The organism is Paenibacillus sp. RU5M (genome assembly GCF_900221055.1).
GTDB classification, from domain to species: Bacteria; Bacillota; Bacilli; order Paenibacillales; family Paenibacillaceae; genus Paenibacillus; species Paenibacillus marchantiae.
This window is the reverse complement of record NZ_OBQM01000003.1, coordinates 103,949-126,489: the sequence shown is the minus strand read 5'-3', so window position 1 is coordinate 126,489 and position 22,541 is coordinate 103,949. Positions and strand designations below refer to the sequence as shown.

Genomic DNA, 22,541 nt, shown 5'->3' with positions numbered 1-22,541 from the left:
ACTTTTACATAGAGGGGGTGCATAGTGTGGATGATAGAAAAATTTTAAAATTAGTCGGTGCACGAATTAAAGTTTTAAGGAAAGATAAGGGACTATCACAGGAGGCACTTGGAGAAAAAGGTGGATTCCATTTTACATACATTGGACAAGTTGAACGCGGAGAAAAGAACGTTTCTTTAATTAATCTTGGTAAAATTGCAGAGGCGTTGGATGTAAACGTTTCTCAACTTTTTGCTTATGTGAATGATGAAATTGAATTGACCGAGACGGATATTATGATTCAAGAAATAGTGGACATGTTGAGAGTTGCATCTTTAGATAATATTCAATTATCCAGGAACATTCTGAAAGAGATACTAAAGAGTTACGGAACAAATCAAAAATAAGGCAAAGCAACTGTTTAACTAGTTGCTTTGCCTTATTTTCCCGTCATTTTTACATACTCAAATAGCTTTTGTTTTTCTACAAGTAGGGTAGCTGCTATATCCCCAAAATTCCACCCCAGCATTATTCTTATGACAGATTGTAATATGAATGCGACACCCACTGGAAATAAATAAAAAAGAGCCCATGGCTGGATTTGTATAGAATGAAGTCACCACAACTACTATCCACACAAGCAGAATCCACCACGAGCTACACAGATTTTAGTATAATCGAACGCAGCAAGCTAGAAGTCCTCGACCGGCAAGGCAAAAGTTCACCTGTCATTAAAGAACTAGTATGACATCCTTCGACCGTTTTGCCGTGAGTTGAAACTGTTGCTCCCCTAGAGCCCTTACCAGGGTGAAAACGCACAGCATGCTTATGAGGAACGTCGCAAGGCTTACGTCCTTCTGGAAAATGGTCATATAAAAAAATAGCTGTTCCTTGGAGGCGAAGCTCCAGGACAGGTGACTTCAGGACAATTCACAATACGTTTCCGCACCGATGGCCTGCCTGTGGTCTCCTTCAAAACGATCTATCCGTCAATATAAATCAATATACTAATCCTCAATTAGTTAGAATCGAATTACAGACTTTTGAATAAAGTAGAAATTTATTCAAAAAATATCATAGGCTTTTAATGATGTCCATAAATTCATCAAATTGATAAGCTCCCTCAATTTTTAAATTTTTATTATCAAATACCATATAATACCTATATTTGTTCCCACATTGATGTTGCCACGTACGTCCAAGCTTTATTTTCTGTTTACTCTCTGTATTTTCCAAATGATCACCTTTTGCTTCAATTATGATTTGGGTTCCTGAGTTAGTCATAACAATAAAGTCAGGATAGTGATTTACAAAACCATTAATACAAAATCCGTGTCTCTCTATATTTCGATGCCACCATCTTATATTATCTAATCCAACAACTTCTGTAATAATTTTATATTCAAAATTATTTATAGTTTCCTCTTCAGAGTAAACGGATTTAGAAATACTTGAAATACTATTCAAGGGAGATATAGTATCTTTAAATCTATAATTGCCTCTACAAATTATTTCTGCCTTTTCAATTTTTCTTTGAAATTGATCTTCCAAGTAGGTATTCTGGAGAGCAAGTATTTTTCTCTTGATCTTTTCAGCATATGAATGGACAGAATTCTCAAGATTATTAATTTGGTCAACTGTCATGTTATCAACAACTCTATTAATATAATCTCGCAGCTCCTTATCAATAAGCGTATCTATTTTGCTTAGCTGTTTATATATCATCTCTTTACAATTTCTAATTTTACTTTCCTGTGGCAATTTAGAGAAGTATTCTTTAAAATATCTGCTATCTGCTTGCGAAAGTTTAGAATATTTGGGTACTGAGCCACCAGAGGTTTCGATATCAACTTTAACAATATTATTTTCAAGGTTATCAAAGTTGATAGTTATGTCCTTATCAATAAGTGTAAATCCTTCAGCCAAGCTCTCTTTATTCAATATAGTTAAACCGTCTGGATTGAATATGTTTGGTTGAGATTTTATGAAAAATTGAGGCAAGTTAACATGCTGTATCTCATCTTTGAAAAGATCATTAATTTTATATATATTCATTTTATTTCTCAATTCTGTAATTTGAAGAATCTCCTCACCTTCTTGCAATTCTTCTGCTATGTTATTGTAATTTTCATTTTGTTCTAATGCTGAAATAAGCATTTGGTCTATTTCTTTATATGACGAGGTATCATATTCCACTTCATCATTTCTAAGGTTTAAAGAATTCTTGACTTCAGCAAAGTTAACATCAAAAAGATCATCGAAGTCATCTGTTAGCTCTATATCAGTATTATCTTTAATAATGAAGTTATCTGTAGAATTATTAAGTCCAATTGTTTCCTCAGGATCTTTATGACCCTCGGTTTCTCTATAATCTGCGATACGGTATTCGTTTTTACTAAAACCTGCTTTGTTTAATCCAACTATTATATTCTCTAAGGTAGCTCTAAAATCACTTGATGAAGTCAATACATATGACATATTCAAAAACGAATTGTTATGCTTTTTTGTATGAGGCTGTCTTAATATTCTTCCAAGTATTTGTTCTACATCAACTTTTGAATTTCTGTTACCTAAAGTTGCAAGTATATAAGCAAATGGACAATCCCAACCTTCTTTCAGAGCATTTACAGTAATAATATACCTTATATTACATGATGGGCTGAGCAGGTTCACGCCTTTTAGCTCATTCACATCCGATGTCTTTATTGCAATATGATCTTTAGGTATTCCGATATTTACCAGTTCTTCTTTTAATTTTTCAAAAGTTCTAGAATTCTCTCTTCCCTTTGGTTCTGCTTGAAATAATACAATAGGTCTTATATATTTTTTTGATTGACTTTCTTCAATAATAGCTTGATTTTCAAGCTTATTTCTTAAGTCAATAGCATCTACAATAACATCACGCTGGTTATGTCTATTATAAACAATCACTGGCAGCTTCACCATTTGTTCTTTTTTCAACTGAATGGCGTCTACGTATGAGATTATATTACTATTTTTTCTTGGTGTTGCTGTTAAATCAAGAACAAAGGAAGGATTTAAGTTATTGATCATTTCAACACTCAATTCAGTTTGTGCATTATGACTTTCATCAACAATTACCACTGGGGAAAGTTGATTTATTACTTGAATAAGTGCAGACTCATCTATTCCTTCAATTAAGGTATTGGGGGTATCGAAAAATTTTGTGAATTGATTTAAATATCCATTTTCTTGATACACTTTTCTTCCATCTTTTTTGTTACTTCTTAAAGAGTCAAAGCTTAAGACAAACACGCTCAATTGCTCATTTACAGAGGTTGGATTAAAGTTTTGAGCAAACAGTAATTGGTCTTTTGTATATATTTCAACTCTTCCATTAAAATCAGTATCTATTTTTTTTCTGTACGGATGTGATGTATCCTTTAAATTATTTATGGTTTGTTCTAATATAGAATTAGAAGGTACTAGCCAAACAACTGCTTTTGATTTGGTTAAAGGCATAGCATCAAATACTGGTTTAATTGAACTACAGGCTAATAAAGTCTTTCCTCCACCTGTAGGTACTTTAAAGCAAACGTGTGGCGTATTTTGTATAGTGTTCTTATAAGGTTCAATTCCATCAAAACCAACATTAACACTTTGCTCATTCCAATATTTTTTGTATGAGATTTCTGAATTTTCTGTCTCATTTAAAATTTCCAGAAACCTTGTTAATTGTTGAATCACTCTTTTTTGATAATTTTTAAGTTCCATATAATTAATTCCTCCTTTACAGACGTGCAATGTCACGTGGTATCTTTTTGAATACAACATTATATTTTTCTAATTCCTCTTTACTAAGGACGTTTAAATCAGCATAAATGATATACCTCTCTGCTAAGGAAGTAATATGAGTCAAAAAATCATGGTTCAAAGTAGTTGTCTTGTATTTCTCGTAATAAAAATAAAAATCAACTTCATTGTATCTGCCTAAATAATAAGGGTTATCTGAAACTCTATCGTGTTTAAGTGTTTGTTTTGTCTCCATATAAAAGATATATTCTCTGATTTTCTTTGTACTTACGTCCTCGTTGATATAATTATTTTCTAGTAATAGTGGTTGGCCAAGTTGATAAAAAGCAAAATTACCATCTGTAGACTTTACTATATTCTCAACTCTTTTTGCTGTAATTGTTTCTGCATAATCTTCCATCTCAATAAGTATAAATTTACGATTCCCACCAATTTTATTAAGATTTAAAACCGCCTCAGCAGTTGTTCCTGATCCCGCAAAAGAATCTAGTACTATACCATTCTGGTCTTCCATCATAGATATTAAATATTGAACTAAAGTCACGGGCTTAGGATAATCAAACTTGACTTGTATATTTTTAAGCGACGCACTTGCTTGCTGAGTGCTCCCTAACTCTCTTAAAACAGAAACCACATGGCTATAGTCGTTTTTACGTTCTTTAATAGCATATATAGCACCAGTATTTCTTAAATGAAAAATAGTATTTTGCCCTTTTGAATCGAGAACAGCTGAGAAGTTGGCATCTATAAACTCTTGACAGATATCTTTTGAACTCCATCCACTCGTTGCAACTACTGGGTTACATAACTTGTAATTTTCAATTATGAGATTCTCAGAGTAATGAGGCCAAACATCATCTCTAGCTTGAATAATTCCTTTTTCAAAGTTTGCTGGAAACCCTGCTGGAAGTAGAATACCACTCACAGGGTTCTTAACACCATTCTTCACAATAGTATTCTCGATTTTCTCTTTAAAAATTTTGCTTTTGTTCCCTACATTAGGATCAATCACAGGCAAATTACCTAAAAAACTAGTATTTTTGGCATAAGCTAAAATGTACTCATGGTTGACTTTAACTTTAGCTTGGTTGTCAAAGTTTCCGTCTGTCTGCCAAATAAAACAAGACAACATATTGGTCTTACTATTTGTTTTACCGAAAATTTCATCCATAATAATTCTTAGTAATGGTAACTCAGTGTCATCAATTGAAACAAATATAATCCCATCATCACTTAGAAGTTTGTGTAAAAGTTTTAATCTTGGATACATCATACAGAGCCATTTATCGTGACGAGATAAGTCCTCCTCCTCTTTGCCAACAACTTCACCAAACCATTTTTTTATCTTAGGATGATTAACATCGTCATTATAGACCCATGTTTTATTACCAGTATTATACGGGGGGTCAATATAAATACATTTTATCTTTCCTTCGTATTGCGGTAATAATGATTTCAATGCTTCAAGATTATCTCCATGTATAATTTTATTCGCACTAAGATCTTCTTCATAAGAAATACCTTTTCTACTGAAGCTATGTTTGTAATCCATAATTTTAAAAGGTACCTCTTGATGATGGTTTATTACTTTTTCTTTTCCAATCCATTCAAGTGTTGGCATTTCTCTATTCTCCTTTAGTATATTTTTCGATCTATAGCTAATTTTCGACAAAAATTTTCACTTAAATACCTGAGTAATTATTATACAATACGTACACTCAAGGGTTGGTTAAAATATTTAATGAAAATCTATACACAACTACTTCAGTATTATATGCATGAATAAGCAATATATTGGAATCATACATTCATTATGATATAATCCCCTAAAATTACATTAAATTAGGAGCCCATAATATGAGTATATTACATGTGAATCAAATAAAGAGTTATTTTTTGAGAGAGTACAGCGATCTAATAGATCTTAGTGATCAGAGACAAATAAATGATCAACAGAAAGAAAGTATAATTCTCACAAGAGCGTTGGCAGCATTTGCAATAAACACTTTTTTGGATGTTGAAAAAGACATAATTACACCTTTTATTGTTGATGGATTTAATGACAATGGTATTGATGCTTTTTATTTTGACGAGTCACAGAACATCTTACACATAGTACAATCTAAATGGCACAACAACGGAAATGGTACTATAACTAAAGGAGATATGCAAAATTTTATCGTGGGTATAAAAGACTTGTTCAATTCTAATTTCGACCGCTTTAATAATCGAATTAAAAAGTACCAACGATATTTAGAAGATGCAATAAATTCTAGCAATACCAAACTTAATTTAATTATTGCTCATACAGGTACACAAGATCTTGGAGAACACGTTTTAAGGGATATAGAGGATTTTGTTACCGAAACTAATAACCCTACTGAAGTTTGCAAGGTCGAAATTCTTGATCAAGGACTGATACATAAGAAAATAGCTCAAAATAGCGTAGGAAATCCCATCAACTTAAATATTACTTTAAATAATTGGGGATTCTTCAATCAACCATATAAAGCCCATTATGGATTTGTAGACGCTGGACAAATAGCAAGTTGGTGGGAAGAACATAACCCTAGGTTATTTGCGCCCAACATTAGGATGTTCTTAGGTGAAAGCGATGTAAACAAGGAACTGTTTGACACCTTATTAAACGAACCCGAAAAGTTTTATTATTTTAATAACGGCGTTACCATCTTATGTTCTTCATTTGAAAAAACACGTGCAGGTGGCAACAGAAGAGATTCTGGTACATTTGAATGCAAAGGTGTTTCTGTAGTCAACGGAGCACAAACAGTAGGATCCATAGGGCAAGCTTATCAAAAAAAACCCGAGCAAGTAGAACAGGCATCCGTTTTGGTTAAAATTATCTCATTAGAATCATGTCCAGAAGATTTTGATCGTGAAATAACAAAAGCAACGAATACACAAAATAAAATTGAAAACAGAGATTTTGTTTCACAAGACCATGAACAGGCAAGACTTCAATCAGAGCTTTCAATCGATGGTGTCCATTATTCCTTTAAAAAAGGGGACATTATTTCGGATAAAGACAAAGGTTTTAATTTTGATGAGGCTACTATAGCATTGGCTTGTTCAAATCCTGATGTAACTTTATGTGTAATTGCAAAAAGTCAAATCGGACGATTATGGGCGGACACTTCAAAAACTCCATATAAATCTTTATTCAATAAATCTTTACAAGGTGATAGTTTATGGAAGTTAGTAAGGCTTCAACGAATTATTGAAGATGAGATTTCCATCTTAGCCTCTGGGAAAACTGGACGGGATAAAATGCATCTAATCCATGGTAATCGTTTTTTTGCACACCATATTTATAAATGCATTGAGGTGAATAGTCTAATCCGTAAAACTATTATTTTTGATGATATACAGCCAGTAATTCGGAAAGAGTTGATCAATGTATTCGATCAGACTACACGACTAATTTTTAATCATTATGAAGATCCAATGTTAGCTTATTTCTTTAAAAACCAATCAAAATGTAAATACATTTCAGATAAAATTACTTGCAGTATCTAACTTTAATACTATATAAAGTTATCTTAGTTGAAATTTTTAGTTACAATATAAAATTCACTGGAAAATAAATAGATCATGGCCTGATTCGTGTAGAATAGCGTCTATACAACAACATCCACATAACAGAACCGACTCACATAAGTTAATTACATCTTAGCATTATGGAACGATGCTACGGCAAAGAAGCAACAATTTCCAAAGACCATAGGGAGCTTCAAGGTAGACCAACTTATATGCCGTGTGGTTCCGTTGGCCGCTTGGAGAACAAGTAATTTTGAGTGGATATGATTAACCCAACAAAAAGTGTTTGTATACCGCGATTTAATAGCCATTGTTGCTCGGTATCCTTAGAAACCATCAATCTATAACGGTTATAGATTGATGGTTTCTATTTGTGATTCTGAGTAATAGCCAATCATGGTGTAGATATAAACTTTGCTGACTCAAAATCTCACGGACAAAGTAACTCTAATGATACTGCCATATCTTCATATATTTATTTCACTTGGTAGATAAATTCGTCTTTATCTGAGCTAAAAACTTTAAATTCTTTAAAATAAATTCTTACTTCCCTGTTGCGTGTAAAATACTTTAAAAGCTCATTGATGTCTTTTCTTGCTTTCTTAATATCAAAATTAATTTGATCAATAACAACTACTATCTCATAAGCTGCTTTATCTATAGCTTCAATCACTGATAATTTATGTTCGTCTTTCCATTCAACATTATATTTCAATTTCATTTTAGTCGCTTCATCGTTCATTCCATTGAAAAACTCAATAATTTGAGGAATAATATGTCCCCATAAATCATGTATTACTAATTCATTTTCAATCACCAGTAATTTCCCTAAGTCTTGGTCATAGACAAATCCATCACAAATTCTATTACCTATCTTTTTCTTTATACTATAATAATTTGCCCCTTCCCCAAATATGAATTTATGATTTCGCTCTACTTCTTTCTCATAATCACTCTCCAGTGAAAACGTGACTTCATTAAACATTTTATTATTGAAATATAGAACAGATTCTCCTACTGTATACTTTTTCTTAAATTCAACATTTTCTTGCTCATTATCATTTAATGCTAATCTAAATTTTTTTGGTCTGTAGTTATCATCTACTTCAAATAAATCAGCATAGTTTAACAACAACCTATATACTATATTGCGTTTCCCACGCTCCCCATTTTTATTAGGCCCAAAAATATCTTTATTCATAAGTTCATAGATTCCGTTGTAATCCAACCAACTATTTTCATTATTTTTATAAACTTCAACAATATGATCTATAATTCTCATTTAAATTAAAATCTCCCTTTAAAATAATTCAAACAATACACTTATTCGCCACTGCCACCATCTTCGCAGGCATCTCTTCCCTTAACCGCCACACAAAGCTCATTGGTTTGTTTCCCTCATGACTCACATAATCCGCTTCGCCCAGAAACACAAACGGAGACGTATAGTTATGCTCCTCCTTATACTCCCGCACGAACAGCACGATCCGATTACCTGTCTCACGATGCTGAATATACCGCTGCGCGGTAGCCGTATGCTCCGACACCCGGCTCTGAGTCTGCCAGTGGAATAAACGCTCGTTAATCGCATAATCCTCGTACAGAGTAGATGGAGAAAAATCTTTGTCCGATTTGTTCAGTGTAATGAAGAAGATATCGGTCTGTTCATCGGCAAAATACTTCACGCCTTCACGGAAGGCGGGTGATTGCTGGGCGTTCCAGTAGCCGAAGGCGGCGAGCACTTGGTCGATCGAGTACATACAGTGGATATCCAGTGGACAAGTGTACGGGAACGAATTACTTTTATCCACAAATCGCAGATGAGCCAGATTATATTTGAAAATATCCACAAGCTCTGCTCCGAATACCTCACAAGAAAGCACACGCTGTACTCCCTCCTCGATGCTGCTCAATCCTAATTTCTCAGGCGCAGCCCGGTGGAAGGTATAATAGAACATGATCAACATCCGCCGTTCATCCGCGGTCGTCGGTTCTTTGCCTTTTTCAATAAAGTCGATCAGGAACGTCAGCCAGACTCGAGAATTAATCGTCAGCACAGACGGCAGTCGGCGGATATATTCCTCTTGCTCACCTTCAATGGGTACTGTTAATCCAGCTTCGGCCAACATGCCACGGAAATACCTTTTGCCCGTACGTCCACCATACAATTCATATAGTGTCATCCCGTGATGCTCTACAAAATGAGCCAAGGTCAGCGGCAGTCCGGTGTCTTGCTGGAACGTTTGCAGCTTCTGGATCAGCGCTCTACGATTACGACTCATCTGCTTGAGGTTACGCATGATGTAGTCCTTCGCTTGTTTTTCCAATTGAATGAACGTACCGCGTGGCAGGTTCGAAAAGCCGTTCTCAACGTAGTGCGAGATGGAGTGTTTGGTAGCTCCGATCAGGGCGCGGAATTTATCTTGGAACCTGTACTCCTGGTGCGCTTGCCCGATGAAGTCGAGCACGGTCAGGCACTCTTTGCCCTCCGCCATCCGCAGTCCACGTCCCAACTGTTGCAAGAATACGGTCAGACTCTCGGTAGGACGCAGGAACAGGATGGTGTTCACCTCAGGGATATCCACGCCCTCATTGTACAGATCAACGACAAAGATCATGCGCAGTTCCCCGTTCACCAGTTGTTCCTTCGCAGAATGACGCTCCTGTTCGTTCGACCCGCCATGAAGGGCCATGGATGGAATGCCGGCTTCGTTAAATATTTTTGCCATATACATCGCATGATCCACCCCAACACAGAACCCAAGCCCCTTCACATCGTCCAGATCGGTTACGTATTTGTTCAGACTTTGGATGATCTGGTTGGCACGGATTTTGTTATGGGTATAGAGCTTCTCCAGTTCGTTCAGATCATAGCCTTTACGCGACCACTTCACCTGAGATAGATCGACAGTATCGGTGACGCCAAAATATTGAAAAGGACTCAGTAGCTTCCGGTCAATGGCATCGGTTAGACGGATCTCGGCGGCAATCGTATGATCGAAGTAGGCGGTAATGTCTTTGCCATCCATCCGTTCCGGCGTTGCAGTAAGTCCTAGCAAAATCTTAGGTTCATAATGGGATAACAGCTTCTGGTATGAAGGCGCTGCGGCATGGTGGAATTCATCCACGATGATGTAATCGTAATAGTCTGAGCTGGTGATTTCCGTCAGCTTCATGGAGTTAAGACTCTGAATACTAACAAACAAGTGATCCAGCGCCTCTGCTCGGTAATTCCCGACATGCAGCTCACCAAAGTTCATATCCTTCAGGATATACCGGAACGTATCCCGGCTTTGCTTCAAGATTTCTTCCCGATGGGCGACAAAAAGCAGCTTGGCTCCCGCATGGCTTGCAAGGAACCGTTTGTAGTCGAAGGCAGAGATGACTGTTTTGCCAACGCCTGTGGCGGCAACGATCAGATTGCGGGTTCGTCCATACAGCGTACGCTCGGCGTTCAGCTCTTCCAACACTTCCTTTTGATAGTCGTAGGGCTGGATGTCGAGATGGAAGTGGTTTGGGTGATCTTTTTTGCGATTCAGAGCCGCCTTGAGTTGTTCCTGGTGTTCCTCATCCTCGGCTACGTACTGCGTAAATTCACGGTCATTCCAGTAACTTTCAAAGGTCGCTTCAATCTTGCGCAGCACATCAAGTGAGTCCTTCTCCGTCACCTTGAGGTTCCACTCCATACCACTGGTTAGCGCCGGGTTGGAAAGGTTAGAGGAGCCGACATAGGCTGTGGTGAATCCAGTATCGCGGTGGAAAATGTACGTTTTGGCGTGCAGCCGAGTCACTTTGGTATCATACGAAATCTGGATTTCCGTGTTAGGCAGTTTGCTAAGTTCAGTAATGGCCTTGAGGTCGGTTGCTTCCATATAAGTCGTCGTGATGATCCTCAGCTTGCCTCCGCTAGCCGTAAATTGCTGGAGCTGTTCCAGCAGCAGGCGAAGCCCGCTGAATTTGATAAATGACACCAACCAGTCGATCCGATCGGCGGTCACGATCTCCTTTTGCAGCTCCAATAACATACTCGGTTCGGACTTCGCGCCTGTGAATAATGAACTTTGGGAGATTGGCGTATCAGGACGAACGATTTTGCTATCCCGGACCGCTCGAATGCTGTTCAGCTTGGAATACACATGGGTCAGCACTTCCCCCTGCTCATCCAGTTGCAATTCGTTGTACTCTTCTTCCCCAAGCGTGCCTTTCAAGGTAGCAATAATCTCATTACACGTTCGGATCTGTGCCAATACTGCCGTTTTATCTTCCGTCTGTTCCCGCACAATCTTGAGCGCCCGCCGGGTCACCGCTGCCAAATACGTGGACAGCAGCTTGCGCGCTTCCTCTGCATCCAACTTCTCGGTCCCAATGTAATACACTTCCGGGTCCAGCGCCGAAATCTCCTGCCTGGTGATGGTGTTGATAAGCTGTTCATATATGCCTTGTTTCATGAATGTACCTCGCGAGAGTTAGGATGGTTGTGGATATGTAGGTGATTTCATTAGTTGATTTGTTATTCACAAATGTAAAACCAGTATTAAACTGTAAAATTTTTGTAAAATTATTGTTTTTCAACTATCTTATAAGTTAATATTTGGATGTGGCCACAAATATATCAAAAGGAGTAGATTCCATAATCATGAAGAGTCTATTGAAAAAATCCATAATTACTCTTGCACTTACTGCATGCACGGTAGGTGCTATATCTGCGGCCTCATTTGCATCATTCAGTTTTGATTCGTACGCAACGACTACAGGTAGTGGCGGAAGATTTATCGTTACCGCGTACACTGCTCAAACCAATGAACCATTTATCAAATCAATACATGTCTCAGCCCGAACTAACGATGGTACTTATGAGTCTCGCAATAAAGAAGCTTCGCCAACGGATCAAGTAACTCTTATCATGACTACTGCAGGAGCTGCAACTAGCGGTACTTCCTGGCATGATTGGGTCAGCGCAGTAGATGAAGCAAACCGTACGAAAAGCATAAATTTCCGCTGATCCTTCCCGATCTTACTTCATATTATCCAAAACGTGAATAAGGCTGACACCTTATTCACGTTTTCCTTACTATTGGAGGAAAACATGCGACATATCTTTAACGATATATGGATTAACAAAAAGATTTTTGTGATGCTTTTTATCGGCTTTGTATTAACTGTACTGCCGATCCTCATTTCTCTTTCAACTCAAGAATACTACGACAAGATTTTTTACTATTCCAAGAATGGAAAATACGAACATTACTATTCAGCAACTTTGACAAACATGAATCAAGTGAATTATAGCTCACTTCAAGCTATTGCTGAATCAATTACGTCGAATACAAGTGTGATCACCCAGAACATAACCATATTTCATCCTGAGTTAGGCAATGTTCAAGTCGTCGGAATGTTGAATCACAACTGGTCGCCTCCGTTACTTGAAGGTACCGGAATATCTTCCGAAACAGCCAATGCGGTAATGACTGGAACCATGATATCCAAACACGTTGGCCCACTGGAACTATTCGATAAAAAATACAATGTTACGGGGATTGCGGGAGACAACACTGGCAAAGAGTCTATATCGGTATTCAACTATACAATATTCACTTCCTTTGAGGGATTGCCGGATGTTATTAAACACGAAATAGAACAAAAAAAAGCCATTGAACTTCTATTCAGATCGGATCAAGACACAACTAAAGAGATTCAGCAGTTTATTTCAGAGGTACAGCGAATTACCCCTGAGGTTAGGGCAACGATTGAGAACATAACAAAGTCTTATGAGGTAGAAAAAAAATCAAGGGCGGGTGTAAACGAAGTATTAAGTTATCCATATAAACTTTTTATCATTTCGCTCATTAACTGTATAAATATAAGCTATCTGTGGATTTACTTGAAGCGAAAAGAAATCTCGTTGCGCAAAGCTTTGGGAGCTAGCCATTTGCAAATTATTGCTCACCTGTACAGTCAACTGCTTGTGTGCGCAGTAGTGGCATCCGGCTTTTCATTTTGTATTCAATGGGCCCTCAGCCGTACCAGTTTCGCTATCATTGATGCCACAAGCTACGATGTGCAGTTGAATTACATGCATATCATTCTTGGCACATTCATCACCCTTGCTACGGCAGTCATTACTGCCATGATTCCGCTTCTGCTCATTCTCAGAACAGAACCAGCGCAAGCCTTAAAGGAGTAGACCCTCATGTATAGAATCAAAGATGCGCTCAGAGCATTGAAAAACAGATGGGTGATATCCATACTTTTACTTATCCAGTTTACATATGGTTTGTCCACCATCACTGGAAGCAGCAATATCTTTTTAAATCTATATGACATGAACTTTAACTCCCTGCTCGATTTGAAAAGCACATATGTTGTTGTGCCTGCAAAAGGAAGTGCTTCTGCTCATATACTATCTAAGGAACAAGTGGACAAGGTATACAGTCAATTGGAACAGCATCCCGACGTCATTTCATTAGGTACGTACGCCGAGGAGATTTTACTACTGGATACGTCTTCGAACCCTGACCGAAGGTTAATGGATCAGCTGACCCGGAGCTCTATGACATCGGGGCTGAACGAGCCCTTTATTACTGGAATCATGATTGATGAGCAATATAATGAACTTCTTAATGGGCAATTTGCAGCTGGCACCGGATTTACTTCGCATGATTTCAGAAAAAATAGTCAAGGGCAAATGCCCATATTGGTCGGCTCCTTCTTCAAGTCGTATTACAGCCTCGGCGACCTCATCAATCATAAATACAAAATTGTCGGCTTCTTGCCTAATAAATACTTGGTGTATAGCAACACATCCAACGTCTACTTAAAGCTGGATAAGGCATTCATAATGCCTATGCCCACAGATCGTTTTGATAGTAATGATGCCATCTCATCAAGATTACAACAGACAACCATCCTCACGTTGAACCCTAACGCCAATGTGGATGAGTTAAATAACATCTTCAGTTCAAATCAAGTCAATCTGACTCTGAAGAATTTGGGTGCATCCGTTCATGAAAACATCGAACAAAATATGTATCTGGAGACCTTTCAAACCATACTTGGATTGGCTTTTGTCCTGTTTTCAATCACTGGAATCGTGGTAACTACGATCGTCTCGCTGATGATTCGCAAAAGAGAATTTGGCATCAAACTCGCTTTGGGTGAACGTCCTTTAGGCATATTAGGTCAGATTACGATTGAAAATATCCTGATCGGGGTTATTGGCTTCGGGTTGTCTCTAATCCATTTTCAATGGAAATATAAAGAACTGCTCCAAATCTCCAAAGAGATAAATATGCTTAGTCCGTTAGACTTCAAATTAGATGGTTCCATTCTATTCATCATTTTTATCATCTTTAGTTTCATTATCGTCGTTTCCAGTTTCATCATTTATTTATATATACGAAAACAGGATATAAAATCGCTCATAGGAGGCATGGAATGATGGAACTTATTCAATTAAAAAACATCACCAAAGCGTATCGTCGCCAATCCCCTGACGCCCCTGCCCTGGAAGATATCAATCTTACTATACACCGCGGAGAGTTGATTGCCATCATGGGACCCTCAGGCTCCGGTAAAAGTACCTTACTCAATATACTGGGGTTTATGGATCATCCTACCGAAGGCGAATATCTTTTTGACGCTCAACCTCTGCAACGAATCTCGTCTCGTCATATTCATAGGACAAGAAATCAAATGGTTGGATTTGTTTTTCAACATTTTGCCCTGCTCAAAGATTATACAGTTCAGGATAATGTTATACTGCCGCTGACCTTTCGAAAAGGAAAACATAAAGACAGAGTAGCCAAAGCCACACATTATCTTGAAAAAGTCGGGTTAGCATCGCATCGTCTAAAAAAGGCAAATGAACTCTCCGGGGGTCAGCAACAGAGGGTGGCCATCGCCAGAGCCTTGGTGGGAGAGCCTGAATTGATCTTGGCCGATGAGCCCACTGGAAATTTGGATCGAAGAACCGGCGAAGAAATAATGGATCTCCTGCAACAATTACACCATGAAGGCAGAACGATTATCATCGTGACGCATGATGATGAGGTTGCCAAGCGATGCGACCGCATCATTAGATTAGTTGATGGAAAAGTCCTTACTGATCAGAATAACTATCAACACCAAGTTTAAAATGAATCTGCAAAATGATGGGCCGAGTAACTCCGATAATTAGCATTAGAGTTCAGTTTAGGACATCATTCGTATCTTGGATTCAAAGCGTCTCTCCAAACGTCATCATCCACGAAATTGACCTTTTTCTCACTAAAATAAGCTCGGGTCACTTGCTCCAGATCATTCAAGATTTGGGGCCAATCATTCTCGTTAATTTCCTTGGATTCAAAGTCCCCAACAATGTTCAGCCATCGATGATTTAACTGCCGGTACTCCTCGATCCTGGCTTTAAGTTCAGCTGTTACAGGATAACTGTTTATATCCAGCCTCTCGAACGTCATTCGCATGCGGTGAAGTGTAGGTGGCAAAATGTCATCTTGGCCTAAGTCGTTTGTAAATAATGCTGCGGGTTGTAGCAGCCAGTTGGCTTCTTCGCTGAAACTTAGATTCATCAAGTTATACTTATCTATAATCTGCGTCATATCTGTAAAGTTGTAATAGAGCTGGCTGGCTTGTTCTCCATCCTCAACCATCTCGTTTGTTATTATTTCATTCGTAAGTATTCGGTTAAATAAAATATCATTATTTATGATCGCACTCTTCATATCAACGATATCTTGGCGGACATTCATCGTTAGATACTGTTCATACATTCTTTTCTCTTTATAAAAGCTATAAGTTAGAACAAGTAAGATCACAAAGGCAATACAACATCCGATTATTAAAAGTCGTTTTTTTAGTATCATGGCACTTTGTTCTCCTAGATTTTATAGTAAGAACACCTCTACGATTGTGTGTAGAAGTGCTCTTCCCTAATACGTTTATTTGACATACTAACCTGAATGATCTACAGATTATTAATATCAATCGGATCTTTCTCCACAAATTTTTCATACCAATTGTTTAGTGGGAAATGTGAGACTTGTATAATTTCTAGAGAGAGTGGTTTGATGGTAAAAGAGCCGCCCCTTTCAAAAAGTTTAATTAACGGTTCATAAATGTCTAGATATTGACTAATGCCCGTGTTATTCTCTGCGTACTTCGCCAACTGTAAATAGTATTCAAATATTCTTTTCACATATGAGTTTTGATTCAAATAAGCAACAGCCTCTGAACTACAATAAGCTGAAATATCTAATTCCTCTTCTTGATCTCCTAACAGTTTCGCCACATTTGTAAATGCAGGTGGCATAGGCTTCAGCTGCTCCGCTTTAAAAAACTGAGCCATTCTTCTGAGAAATTCATAGCCGAGGTTAGTATCCTCCTCAGAGATAACAGTACCTACTGAGCCCCAATTTATACTATTTAGTTTGGATACTGCATTTTCCAATAACATTCTGTTTCACCTCAACATTTAGTAATCAATCTCATAATCGTAGTACTTGCTAGTATCCTTACTAAGCCCAAAACCTGAAAAGGGTGGCGCCCTCTCTATTGCATCTGAACGGCATGGCTACCAAATTTCTCCATATGTATATTTCTGTAGGAACTGTAATTGGACTTAATATCCACAGACATTAACTGTAAGCTCCATACAAAGTATCATCCAGAAAACACCATCCATTATTAAATTCCATAAAAATGCACCTCTACTTTTTGTCTGGTAGAAGTGCCTGTAAGCATTCTCAATTAATGGACATGTTGGTTTTTTACATGTTCTTGCGATCAATATAGCACCAATTATTATTGTAGGATGCCTTTATCTTTTTCATATTTTTCAAATTGTAAAACCAATCTTTCTCAATCCATACTCTTGCATCGGGGAATTCGCTCAGAAAAGCAAAAAGGAATTTAAATAATAAATCCTCATTATCATCAAAATCATCAGATACTACTGCTTTAAAATATTCATTTTGCGTATCATCCCAGTCATAAGTAACGGTTTGAAATTCATAAGGTTCATCATATACACTAAAGCTAAGCGTCCTTGAGTAATTCTCCTTGAATGGCGTGTCACTTATATATAGTCGAGTATATTTTAATGCACCTTCGCTATTGTAAGTTTCTTCATCCTTATCAAAGAAAAGTTTCTCTTTTCTACATATGTTCCGAGCAGCACTCGATAAAAGATAAGTCGGCATGATCAGGGATGAGCTTTATATCAGCTATTGTATAGATTCATTTTCTATACTCTCAACTTCTAACATCTTTTGTTCAACCCATTTCATAACCATTTCTGCCTCCTTTAAAGCAATCACTCCCTTTTTACTTTTAAATTTGTAAGTTTCGTAAGCCCATAGTAATATTATTTTTACGAATTCAACTGTCTCTAACTTACAAATCGGTTCAATTTCATCTTCTTCCTCATCATAAAATGGATCTTCAATTATTGTGTAATCTTTATGTGATATGACGCTGGATGCATTTCCTCCATGTCTATATTCGGGGATTCCTCCCCTTAATAAATCAAAATAATTCTCAATATCTTTTTTCAAATCTTTAAATCTCCAAGTTATATCAGATCCTAAGGGATCACTTATCATACTAGCGAACTCTAGTGATTTTTCCTCGTCAAAATCCAATACAACCATATTAAATTCATCCATATATTTTAATTTATATTTATATTTTATCATCACTAATTTACCCTCCAATTCAGTATATTGGGTATGCTGAGATTATCTTATCATTTCTTAAAATAAGCTCTATTTCCATTCCTGTGCTTGTTTTCCCTATATATTTATTGTTTTTTTATATTTACTTTATTATTAAGGCTATGTTAAATTCTAATATTGATATTTGACCATAAGAAAACCGCCATCGTTGAAAAGGCGGTTTATTGCTATCGTGTCCCGTTAGCGCAACGACTTACTCTGTTGAATTTCGTGTTCCTCAACATAAAGCGGCATCAGAGAAGGCGGATCGAACCTTATCGCGGACTTTAAACCAAAAATGGTGCGGATAGCCATAGCCCCATAGCCGCAACGAAATAATGAGCCTAATCCGACAGTGCCCGCATGATGTTGGATTTCGCCTCTGCCGCAATCGCTTCATTCCCGTCATCGACCGCTTGCATTAAGATCAGTATGGGGATGTATACCGCGATCAGCCGCGCCAGCAGCTTCGTTTCCTCGTCCGCTCCTCCGTACGTTTCGAAAAACACGCCGCGAGCGTAAGGTGGTAAAAAGCTATAAGCAACGCTCAAATCGCAAGCCGGATGACCTACGCTCAGATCGCCCCAATCAATGATGCCGGAAACGATCCCGTTCTCATTCACAAGCATATTTTTGAAATGAAGATCGCCATGTAGCAGTGCATTCACCGCCTCGACACGGTCCTTTTGCAGCCTGCTAATATACGCTTCGATCACACCGGACTCCTCCGGCGACAAGTGTTCAACAACCTTCGATAGAAAGCCCTCCAATTTCACTTTGCGCGATGCTATGTCCGTCAAGTTTCGATGATCTTGCTGAACTCCACACTTCAGCGCCGCCTGCACCGGAAACTCATGCAATCTTCGCAAAAATTTCGCCAGCGTCTCTGCCGATAAAGCCCGGCGTTCTTCCGTCAAACCGATTGGGAAATCTCCTGGCACGTAGGCATAGCCAAGAAATGGTGCCGGGTATTCGTCACTTGCTTCGCCATAAAACAACGGTTTCGGATAGGGCATGGTCATATATGCCTCCAGCTTGGGCAGCAGCTTCCCTTCCATACGAATCGAGCCAACTGCAATCGTTCTTCTTGGAAACCGGAACACGTACTCGTCACCGATGAGAAAAACCGTATTGTCCCAGCCCCAGCCCAATCGCTTCACTTGCTTCGATGACAGCTGAGGGAATTGTCTGCCGATCAGCGTCCGCGCCTTCTCTTCGTTAACCTCCCATTCCGCATCCCATACATTAGTTCCTCCCATGAATTGTCTGCCTCCTCGTTCCTTACGTTATTTAGATGTTTACATTCCCTGAAAGTTACGTATAACTGCCCGTTAGCTTAACAAGAATAAGCAGAAAGCCGAAGTTTGGTGTTCGTGTCGGTCACAGTAAACAGGCACGATTTGACCAACATATTTTTCTTATTCGATGCGGTATTCTCATATTCCTTGCTGTCTAAGTAACGAAACCACGCCAAGTAATTCTGCAAATACTTTGTTGCAACACCATTGAAGCAATCCATCCATTTCTTCAATCGGCTGTGGTAGCTGTTTACGTTTTGGATATGGTACACGCCTTTCACACGTTGTTTTCCGTCCGACTTGAATTGGTAATGAGTCATGCCTTTTGAATTCGCATAGGAGCTAAATGCCCTCCATGAATCAGTGCATAACACGTTTGAGTCAGATAGATGACCACCAATCACTTCGTCTAATTTTGTAGTCCGAGTACGTCCACGCCCAAGTACGCCAGAGTAAGTCATTTTCTGACGGTCACGGGCAACCAGCACGCACACTTGATCGTGGCTTATACCACGATATTTCGCTTTGCCGCCACGTTTACGTGGCTTGCGTTCGGCAATATTTCGCTTGCCCTTTTCCGAGTAAAGAAAGTAGGTCTCGTCCATTTCAACAATATCTTGAAATGCTTCGGTTGGAATCTGCTTCAGAGCGGAAAGAATCTTTATGCCGCCAGTAAAACAAGGTGACATGCGTGACTTCATCGTTTAACTGCTCCACACATTTTCTCAGAGAAAAGCCCTCAATCATGCATTCAATAAAACGAACCCACATATGAGGTCGCCTCGTTCGTTGCAGAGGGTTCTCGCTTACCATTATCGTCCAACGTATCAGCAAGCTTTTTCAGTTCCTTTAAATCCATGGGCAAATCATCTCCGAACAGTTATATTGCCCTTATTATAGAACTCTTGTTCGTAATTATAAAATATTAACAAAAAAAAGTTTAAAATAGCCATTATTAAAAAGCTTCATTTACGGAATCAATTACCTGTTGTGGTACCGTTACTATTTGGTATCCCAGACCACACGAATACTGTTCAACTTGGAATACACATGGGTCAGTAATTCCCCTGCTCATCCAGTTGCAATTCGTTGTACTCTTCTTCCTCAAGCGTGCCTTTTAGAGTAGCAATAATCTCATTACACGTTCGAATCTGCTCTAATCCGGGTTCGGCGCCAAATCTCCTGTCTGGTGATTGTGTTGATAAGCTGTTCCTATATACCTCGCGAGAGTTAGGATGGTTGTGGATATGTAAGTGATATCATTTTATATGCATTAGTTGTTTGTATATAAAAAAGAGCGCTCTTTATTGCCTATGAATGGCAGGACACTCCTCTTTTCTATAAAAAAGGCTTATTCCTCCTTCGAAAAAGTTGGAATAAGCTTTTAAATTTCTCTAATCAAAAAGTTTGGATTTTTTAGAGTACACGATTGTTGGTAAATTGTAAAAACATGCTGTTTGAAGTGTAAATGAACTTAGACCCTTAAGAGGCGTAGGATGTTCTATCTGGGAAAATACCATCATTCTCTTTTAAGATTCTAATTAATTTTGAAGCTGCGCGTAAGAAATAGAAATTTGTGGTTGAACCCGGAACCTTTTCGATTTCTTCACATTCCCCATCCGACTTACTTAACTTAATTTTCCCTAATGAATTTTCATCCGGGCCAAATTTATATACTACAAAATCCCTTGTCTCTTCTTCTTTAACTAACAGAACATAAGTAGCCAATGTTCTACCTCCCTAATATTATTCATATACGCTATCTGACCAATTATAATGTTTTTGTGATTCAGAGTGTGCTTTTTCGTAGGTTACTCCATATTTTTTTATATAATTGGATTCAAATAATTCATGATTGAGTAATAAGATGTCATTTTTATTATAGCTTCCTTTCATTAATCGCTCCCAAGCTAAAGCCTGCTGATAATTCGGGTCAAAAGACTTGATTTCTCCACTATCAAATTTATGCTTTTCGAAAAATAAATGATCCTTAATTTGTTGAATATCAGATTCCTTCCACCCTGTATTTCTAGCAATATCGCTTGTATCATTTTTCAGTTTTTTGAATGCCCCATACATATCAAATGCTAAATCCTCCTGCCTCATAAACTCAGAGACTGAAGAAGGCTCTTTTACTTTTGAAACCTCAGCATTATCAATTCTATCTCCATTAGCGTTATGTGTAGGACTTGGAGTTCCATTAGTATGCAGCTTACCCCCACCTGATCCTCCCAGATCGCTATGCTTATTTTCAACAGTACGAAGCGCCTTGCCAACAAAGGCATAGGCCAATACCTGACCCATCACAGAACCACTATAATACCCGGCCCCACTCTCATTCACCTGTTTCTTCTGCTCATCCACAAATTGGCTTACATCATCCCTGGCTGTTCCGTTTCCCCAGGCTGCATCCCAAGCAAACTTAATGCCTCGCCCAACATCGACCACCTTACCCAAAGTCAGCCCATAGGCCACACTAGCGACCGTGCCGAATGGATCATAAAAGAGCGCCTCCGCCGTCTGTCCCATTCCGGTTACTGTTTCTCCCACCGACTTGTCCAGCAGTCCAACACCGAAATTTCGTTTCAGTTCTTCAGGTATATATAGAGCAACCTCACCCGAACCATCGGCTGTTCTGAAATTCTTCGCTATAAAAATAAATTCATTCTGAATTTTATCCAAAAGACCCAGTGTAGCAGGAAAAACTTCTTTCACCTGCATAAAATCCCAGAAGAACCGCTCTCCAGTGACACCAGACCATTCGGACTGCAACAGGTAAATTGACTTTTCCAGTTCACGTACCATTCGCTCCAGTTCCAGCTTCTTCTGCTGGACGAGCCGGGCTTTTTCCTCTAATACATCGGGATGTACCTGAATACGCTGCATTCTATCTTCACCGCCAACCTGACCGTAGTATATGTACCTAAATTTTAACAATTTAGAATGGGGATTGGAATCAAACGGAGGATTCATTTTCACATAGTCTAACTGGAAGTTGGTAAAGATCCTTAGGCAGATATATTGCGCATTCGTGCATTCTCCTCCAAAATTCGATCAATTGGTTAATATATAGGTTATATCCCCATATTGCTAGACTCTATTTTCCGAAAGAAGCCTGTAAATTGAACAAAAAGAGTATCATCGTCGCTGTGATTATCGGTCTAATCTTGCACGCTCTCCCCTTCATATTCTACTTTTCCACTAATATGTCCGAAGGCTCGGC

General features: G+C 38.4%; 17 protein-coding genes and 1 pseudogene. 6 read left to right on the top strand and 12 right to left on the bottom strand.

Annotated elements, in window-relative coordinates; genetic code table 11:
• Positions 1–26: 26 nt before the first annotated feature.
• Complete coding sequence (locus CRO25_RS11200) at positions 27–386, top strand: helix-turn-helix domain-containing protein (RefSeq protein ID WP_079695023.1); 360 nt, start codon at positions 27–29, stop codon at positions 384–386.
• 667 nt (positions 387–1,053) lie between these two features.
• Here the strand turns inward: CRO25_RS11200 and CRO25_RS11195 are convergent.
• Positions 1,054–3,714, bottom strand: a complete 2,661-nt coding sequence (locus CRO25_RS11195) for a DEAD/DEAH box helicase (RefSeq protein ID WP_079695022.1) — start codon at positions 3,712–3,714, stop codon at positions 1,054–1,056.
• A 16-nt stretch (positions 3,715–3,730) separates the two neighbouring features.
• Entirely contained in the window at positions 3,731–5,374 is a 1,644-nt protein-coding gene (locus CRO25_RS11190; protein ID WP_079695021.1) for a site-specific DNA-methyltransferase, read from the bottom strand.
• Positions 5,375–5,610: 236 nt separating this feature from the next.
• Here CRO25_RS11190 and CRO25_RS11185 point away from each other — a divergent pair, with 236 nt between their 5' ends.
• Complete coding sequence (locus CRO25_RS11185; protein WP_079695020.1) at positions 5,611–7,290, top strand: AIPR family protein; 1,680 nt, start codon at positions 5,611–5,613, stop codon at positions 7,288–7,290.
• A 496-nt stretch (positions 7,291–7,786) separates the two neighbouring features.
• Here CRO25_RS11185 and CRO25_RS11180 read toward each other — a convergent pair whose 3' ends face one another.
• Positions 7,787–8,593 carry a hypothetical protein gene (locus tag CRO25_RS11180; RefSeq protein ID WP_079695019.1) on the bottom strand — a complete coding sequence of 269 codons (807 nt, stop codon included), beginning with the start codon at positions 8,591–8,593 and terminating at the stop codon, positions 7,787–7,789.
• Positions 8,594–8,621: 28 nt separating this feature from the next.
• A complete protein-coding gene (locus tag CRO25_RS11175; protein WP_079695018.1) occupies positions 8,622–11,759 on the bottom strand; it encodes a DUF3427 domain-containing protein in 3,138 nt (1,045 codons plus the stop codon).
• 200 nt (positions 11,760–11,959) lie between these two features.
• On the opposite strand from CRO25_RS11175, the gene CRO25_RS11170 reads away from it, so the two are divergent.
• The 4 genes from CRO25_RS11170 (at position 11,960) to CRO25_RS11155 (ending at position 15,444) form a co-directional block, all read left to right on the top strand.
• Entirely contained in the window at positions 11,960–12,313 is a 354-nt protein-coding gene (locus CRO25_RS11170) for a hypothetical protein (protein ID WP_143806531.1), read from the top strand.
• A gap of 84 nt (positions 12,314–12,397) precedes the next feature.
• Positions 12,398–13,495: an ABC transporter permease gene (locus CRO25_RS11165; protein WP_079695016.1), complete on the top strand. Its 1,098-nt coding sequence runs from the start codon at positions 12,398–12,400 to the stop codon at positions 13,493–13,495.
• Between the two features lie 6 nt (positions 13,496–13,501).
• Complete coding sequence (locus CRO25_RS11160) at positions 13,502–14,749, top strand: ABC transporter permease (RefSeq protein WP_079695015.1); 1,248 nt, start codon at positions 13,502–13,504, stop codon at positions 14,747–14,749.
• On the top strand, positions 14,749–15,444 hold the full coding sequence (locus CRO25_RS11155) for an ABC transporter ATP-binding protein (protein ID WP_079695375.1): 696 nt from the start codon (positions 14,749–14,751) through the stop codon (positions 15,442–15,444). Before CRO25_RS11160 ends, CRO25_RS11155 begins: the two co-directional genes overlap by 1 nt.
• A 65-nt stretch (positions 15,445–15,509) precedes the next feature.
• Here the strand turns inward: CRO25_RS11155 and CRO25_RS11150 are convergent, their stop codons facing one another.
• From CRO25_RS11150 to CRO25_RS11115, 8 genes and pseudogenes are all read right to left on the bottom strand, one after another.
• Positions 15,510–16,172, bottom strand: coding sequence for a hypothetical protein (locus tag CRO25_RS11150; protein WP_079695014.1), 663 nt, complete (start codon positions 16,170–16,172; stop codon positions 15,510–15,512).
• 101 nt (positions 16,173–16,273) lie between these two features.
• Positions 16,274–16,762 (bottom strand): hypothetical protein, encoded by a 489-nt coding sequence (locus CRO25_RS11145; protein WP_072735083.1) that lies wholly within the window; start codon positions 16,760–16,762, stop codon positions 16,274–16,276.
• A 313-nt stretch (positions 16,763–17,075) separates the two neighbouring features.
• Entirely contained in the window at positions 17,076–17,507 is a 432-nt protein-coding gene (locus tag CRO25_RS11140) for a hypothetical protein (RefSeq protein ID WP_072735082.1), read from the bottom strand.
• 24 nt (positions 17,508–17,531) lie between these two features.
• The gene (locus tag CRO25_RS11135) at positions 17,532–18,002 is read right to left on the bottom strand and encodes a hypothetical protein (protein WP_079695013.1); all 471 of its coding nucleotides are present in this window, start codon (positions 18,000–18,002) and stop codon (positions 17,532–17,534) included.
• Positions 18,003–18,364: 362 nt separating this feature from the next.
• Positions 18,365–19,279, bottom strand: coding sequence for a phosphotransferase (locus CRO25_RS11130; protein ID WP_079695012.1), 915 nt, complete (start codon positions 19,277–19,279; stop codon positions 18,365–18,367).
• Positions 19,280–19,356: 77 nt separating this feature from the next.
• Positions 19,357–20,128: pseudogene (locus CRO25_RS11125) on the bottom strand (IS1595 family transposase); the annotation flags it as partial.
• Between the two features lie 672 nt (positions 20,129–20,800).
• Positions 20,801–21,046, bottom strand: coding sequence for a hypothetical protein (locus CRO25_RS11120; protein ID WP_063565997.1), 246 nt, complete (start codon positions 21,044–21,046; stop codon positions 20,801–20,803).
• Positions 21,047–21,064: 18 nt separating this feature from the next.
• Positions 21,065–22,204: a WXG100 family type VII secretion target gene (locus CRO25_RS11115; protein WP_179132141.1), complete on the bottom strand. Its 1,140-nt coding sequence runs from the start codon at positions 22,202–22,204 to the stop codon at positions 21,065–21,067.
• Between the last annotated feature and the right edge of the window lie 337 nt (positions 22,205–22,541).

What these genes read in the sequence shown, in the direction of transcription:
- CRO25_RS11195 (WP_079695022.1), bottom strand. Translation starts at nt 3,714, where the DNA reads ATGGAACTTAAAAATTATCAAAAAAGAGTGATTCAACAATTAACAAGG.
- CRO25_RS11190 (WP_079695021.1), bottom strand. Translation starts at nt 5,374, where the DNA reads ATGCCAACACTTGAATGGATTGGAAAAGAAAAAGTAATAAACCATCAT.
- CRO25_RS11185 (WP_079695020.1), top strand. Translation starts at nt 5,611, where the DNA reads ATGAGTATATTACATGTGAATCAAATAAAGAGTTATTTTTTGAGAGAG.
- CRO25_RS11180 (WP_079695019.1), bottom strand. Translation starts at nt 8,593, where the DNA reads ATGAGAATTATAGATCATATTGTTGAAGTTTATAAAAATAATGAAAAT.
- CRO25_RS11175 (WP_079695018.1), bottom strand. Translation starts at nt 11,759, where the DNA reads ATGAAACAAGGCATATATGAACAGCTTATCAACACCATCACCAGGCAG.
- CRO25_RS11165 (WP_079695016.1), top strand. Translation starts at nt 12,398, where the DNA reads ATGCGACATATCTTTAACGATATATGGATTAACAAAAAGATTTTTGTG.
- CRO25_RS11160 (WP_079695015.1), top strand. Translation starts at nt 13,502, where the DNA reads ATGTATAGAATCAAAGATGCGCTCAGAGCATTGAAAAACAGATGGGTG.
- CRO25_RS11155 (WP_079695375.1), top strand. Translation starts at nt 14,749, where the DNA reads ATGGAACTTATTCAATTAAAAAACATCACCAAAGCGTATCGTCGCCAA.
- CRO25_RS11150 (WP_079695014.1), bottom strand. Translation starts at nt 16,172, where the DNA reads ATGATACTAAAAAAACGACTTTTAATAATCGGATGTTGTATTGCCTTT.
- CRO25_RS11145 (WP_072735083.1), bottom strand. Translation starts at nt 16,762, where the DNA reads ATGTTATTGGAAAATGCAGTATCCAAACTAAATAGTATAAATTGGGGC.
- CRO25_RS11140 (WP_072735082.1), bottom strand. Translation starts at nt 17,507, where the DNA reads ATGCCGACTTATCTTTTATCGAGTGCTGCTCGGAACATATGTAGAAAA.
- CRO25_RS11135 (WP_079695013.1), bottom strand. Translation starts at nt 18,002, where the DNA reads ATGATAAAATATAAATATAAATTAAAATATATGGATGAATTTAATATG.
- CRO25_RS11130 (WP_079695012.1), bottom strand. Translation starts at nt 19,279, where the DNA reads ATGGGAGGAACTAATGTATGGGATGCGGAATGGGAGGTTAACGAAGAG.
- CRO25_RS11115 (WP_179132141.1), bottom strand. Translation starts at nt 22,204, where the DNA reads ATGCAGCGTATTCAGGTACATCCCGATGTATTAGAGGAAAAAGCCCGG.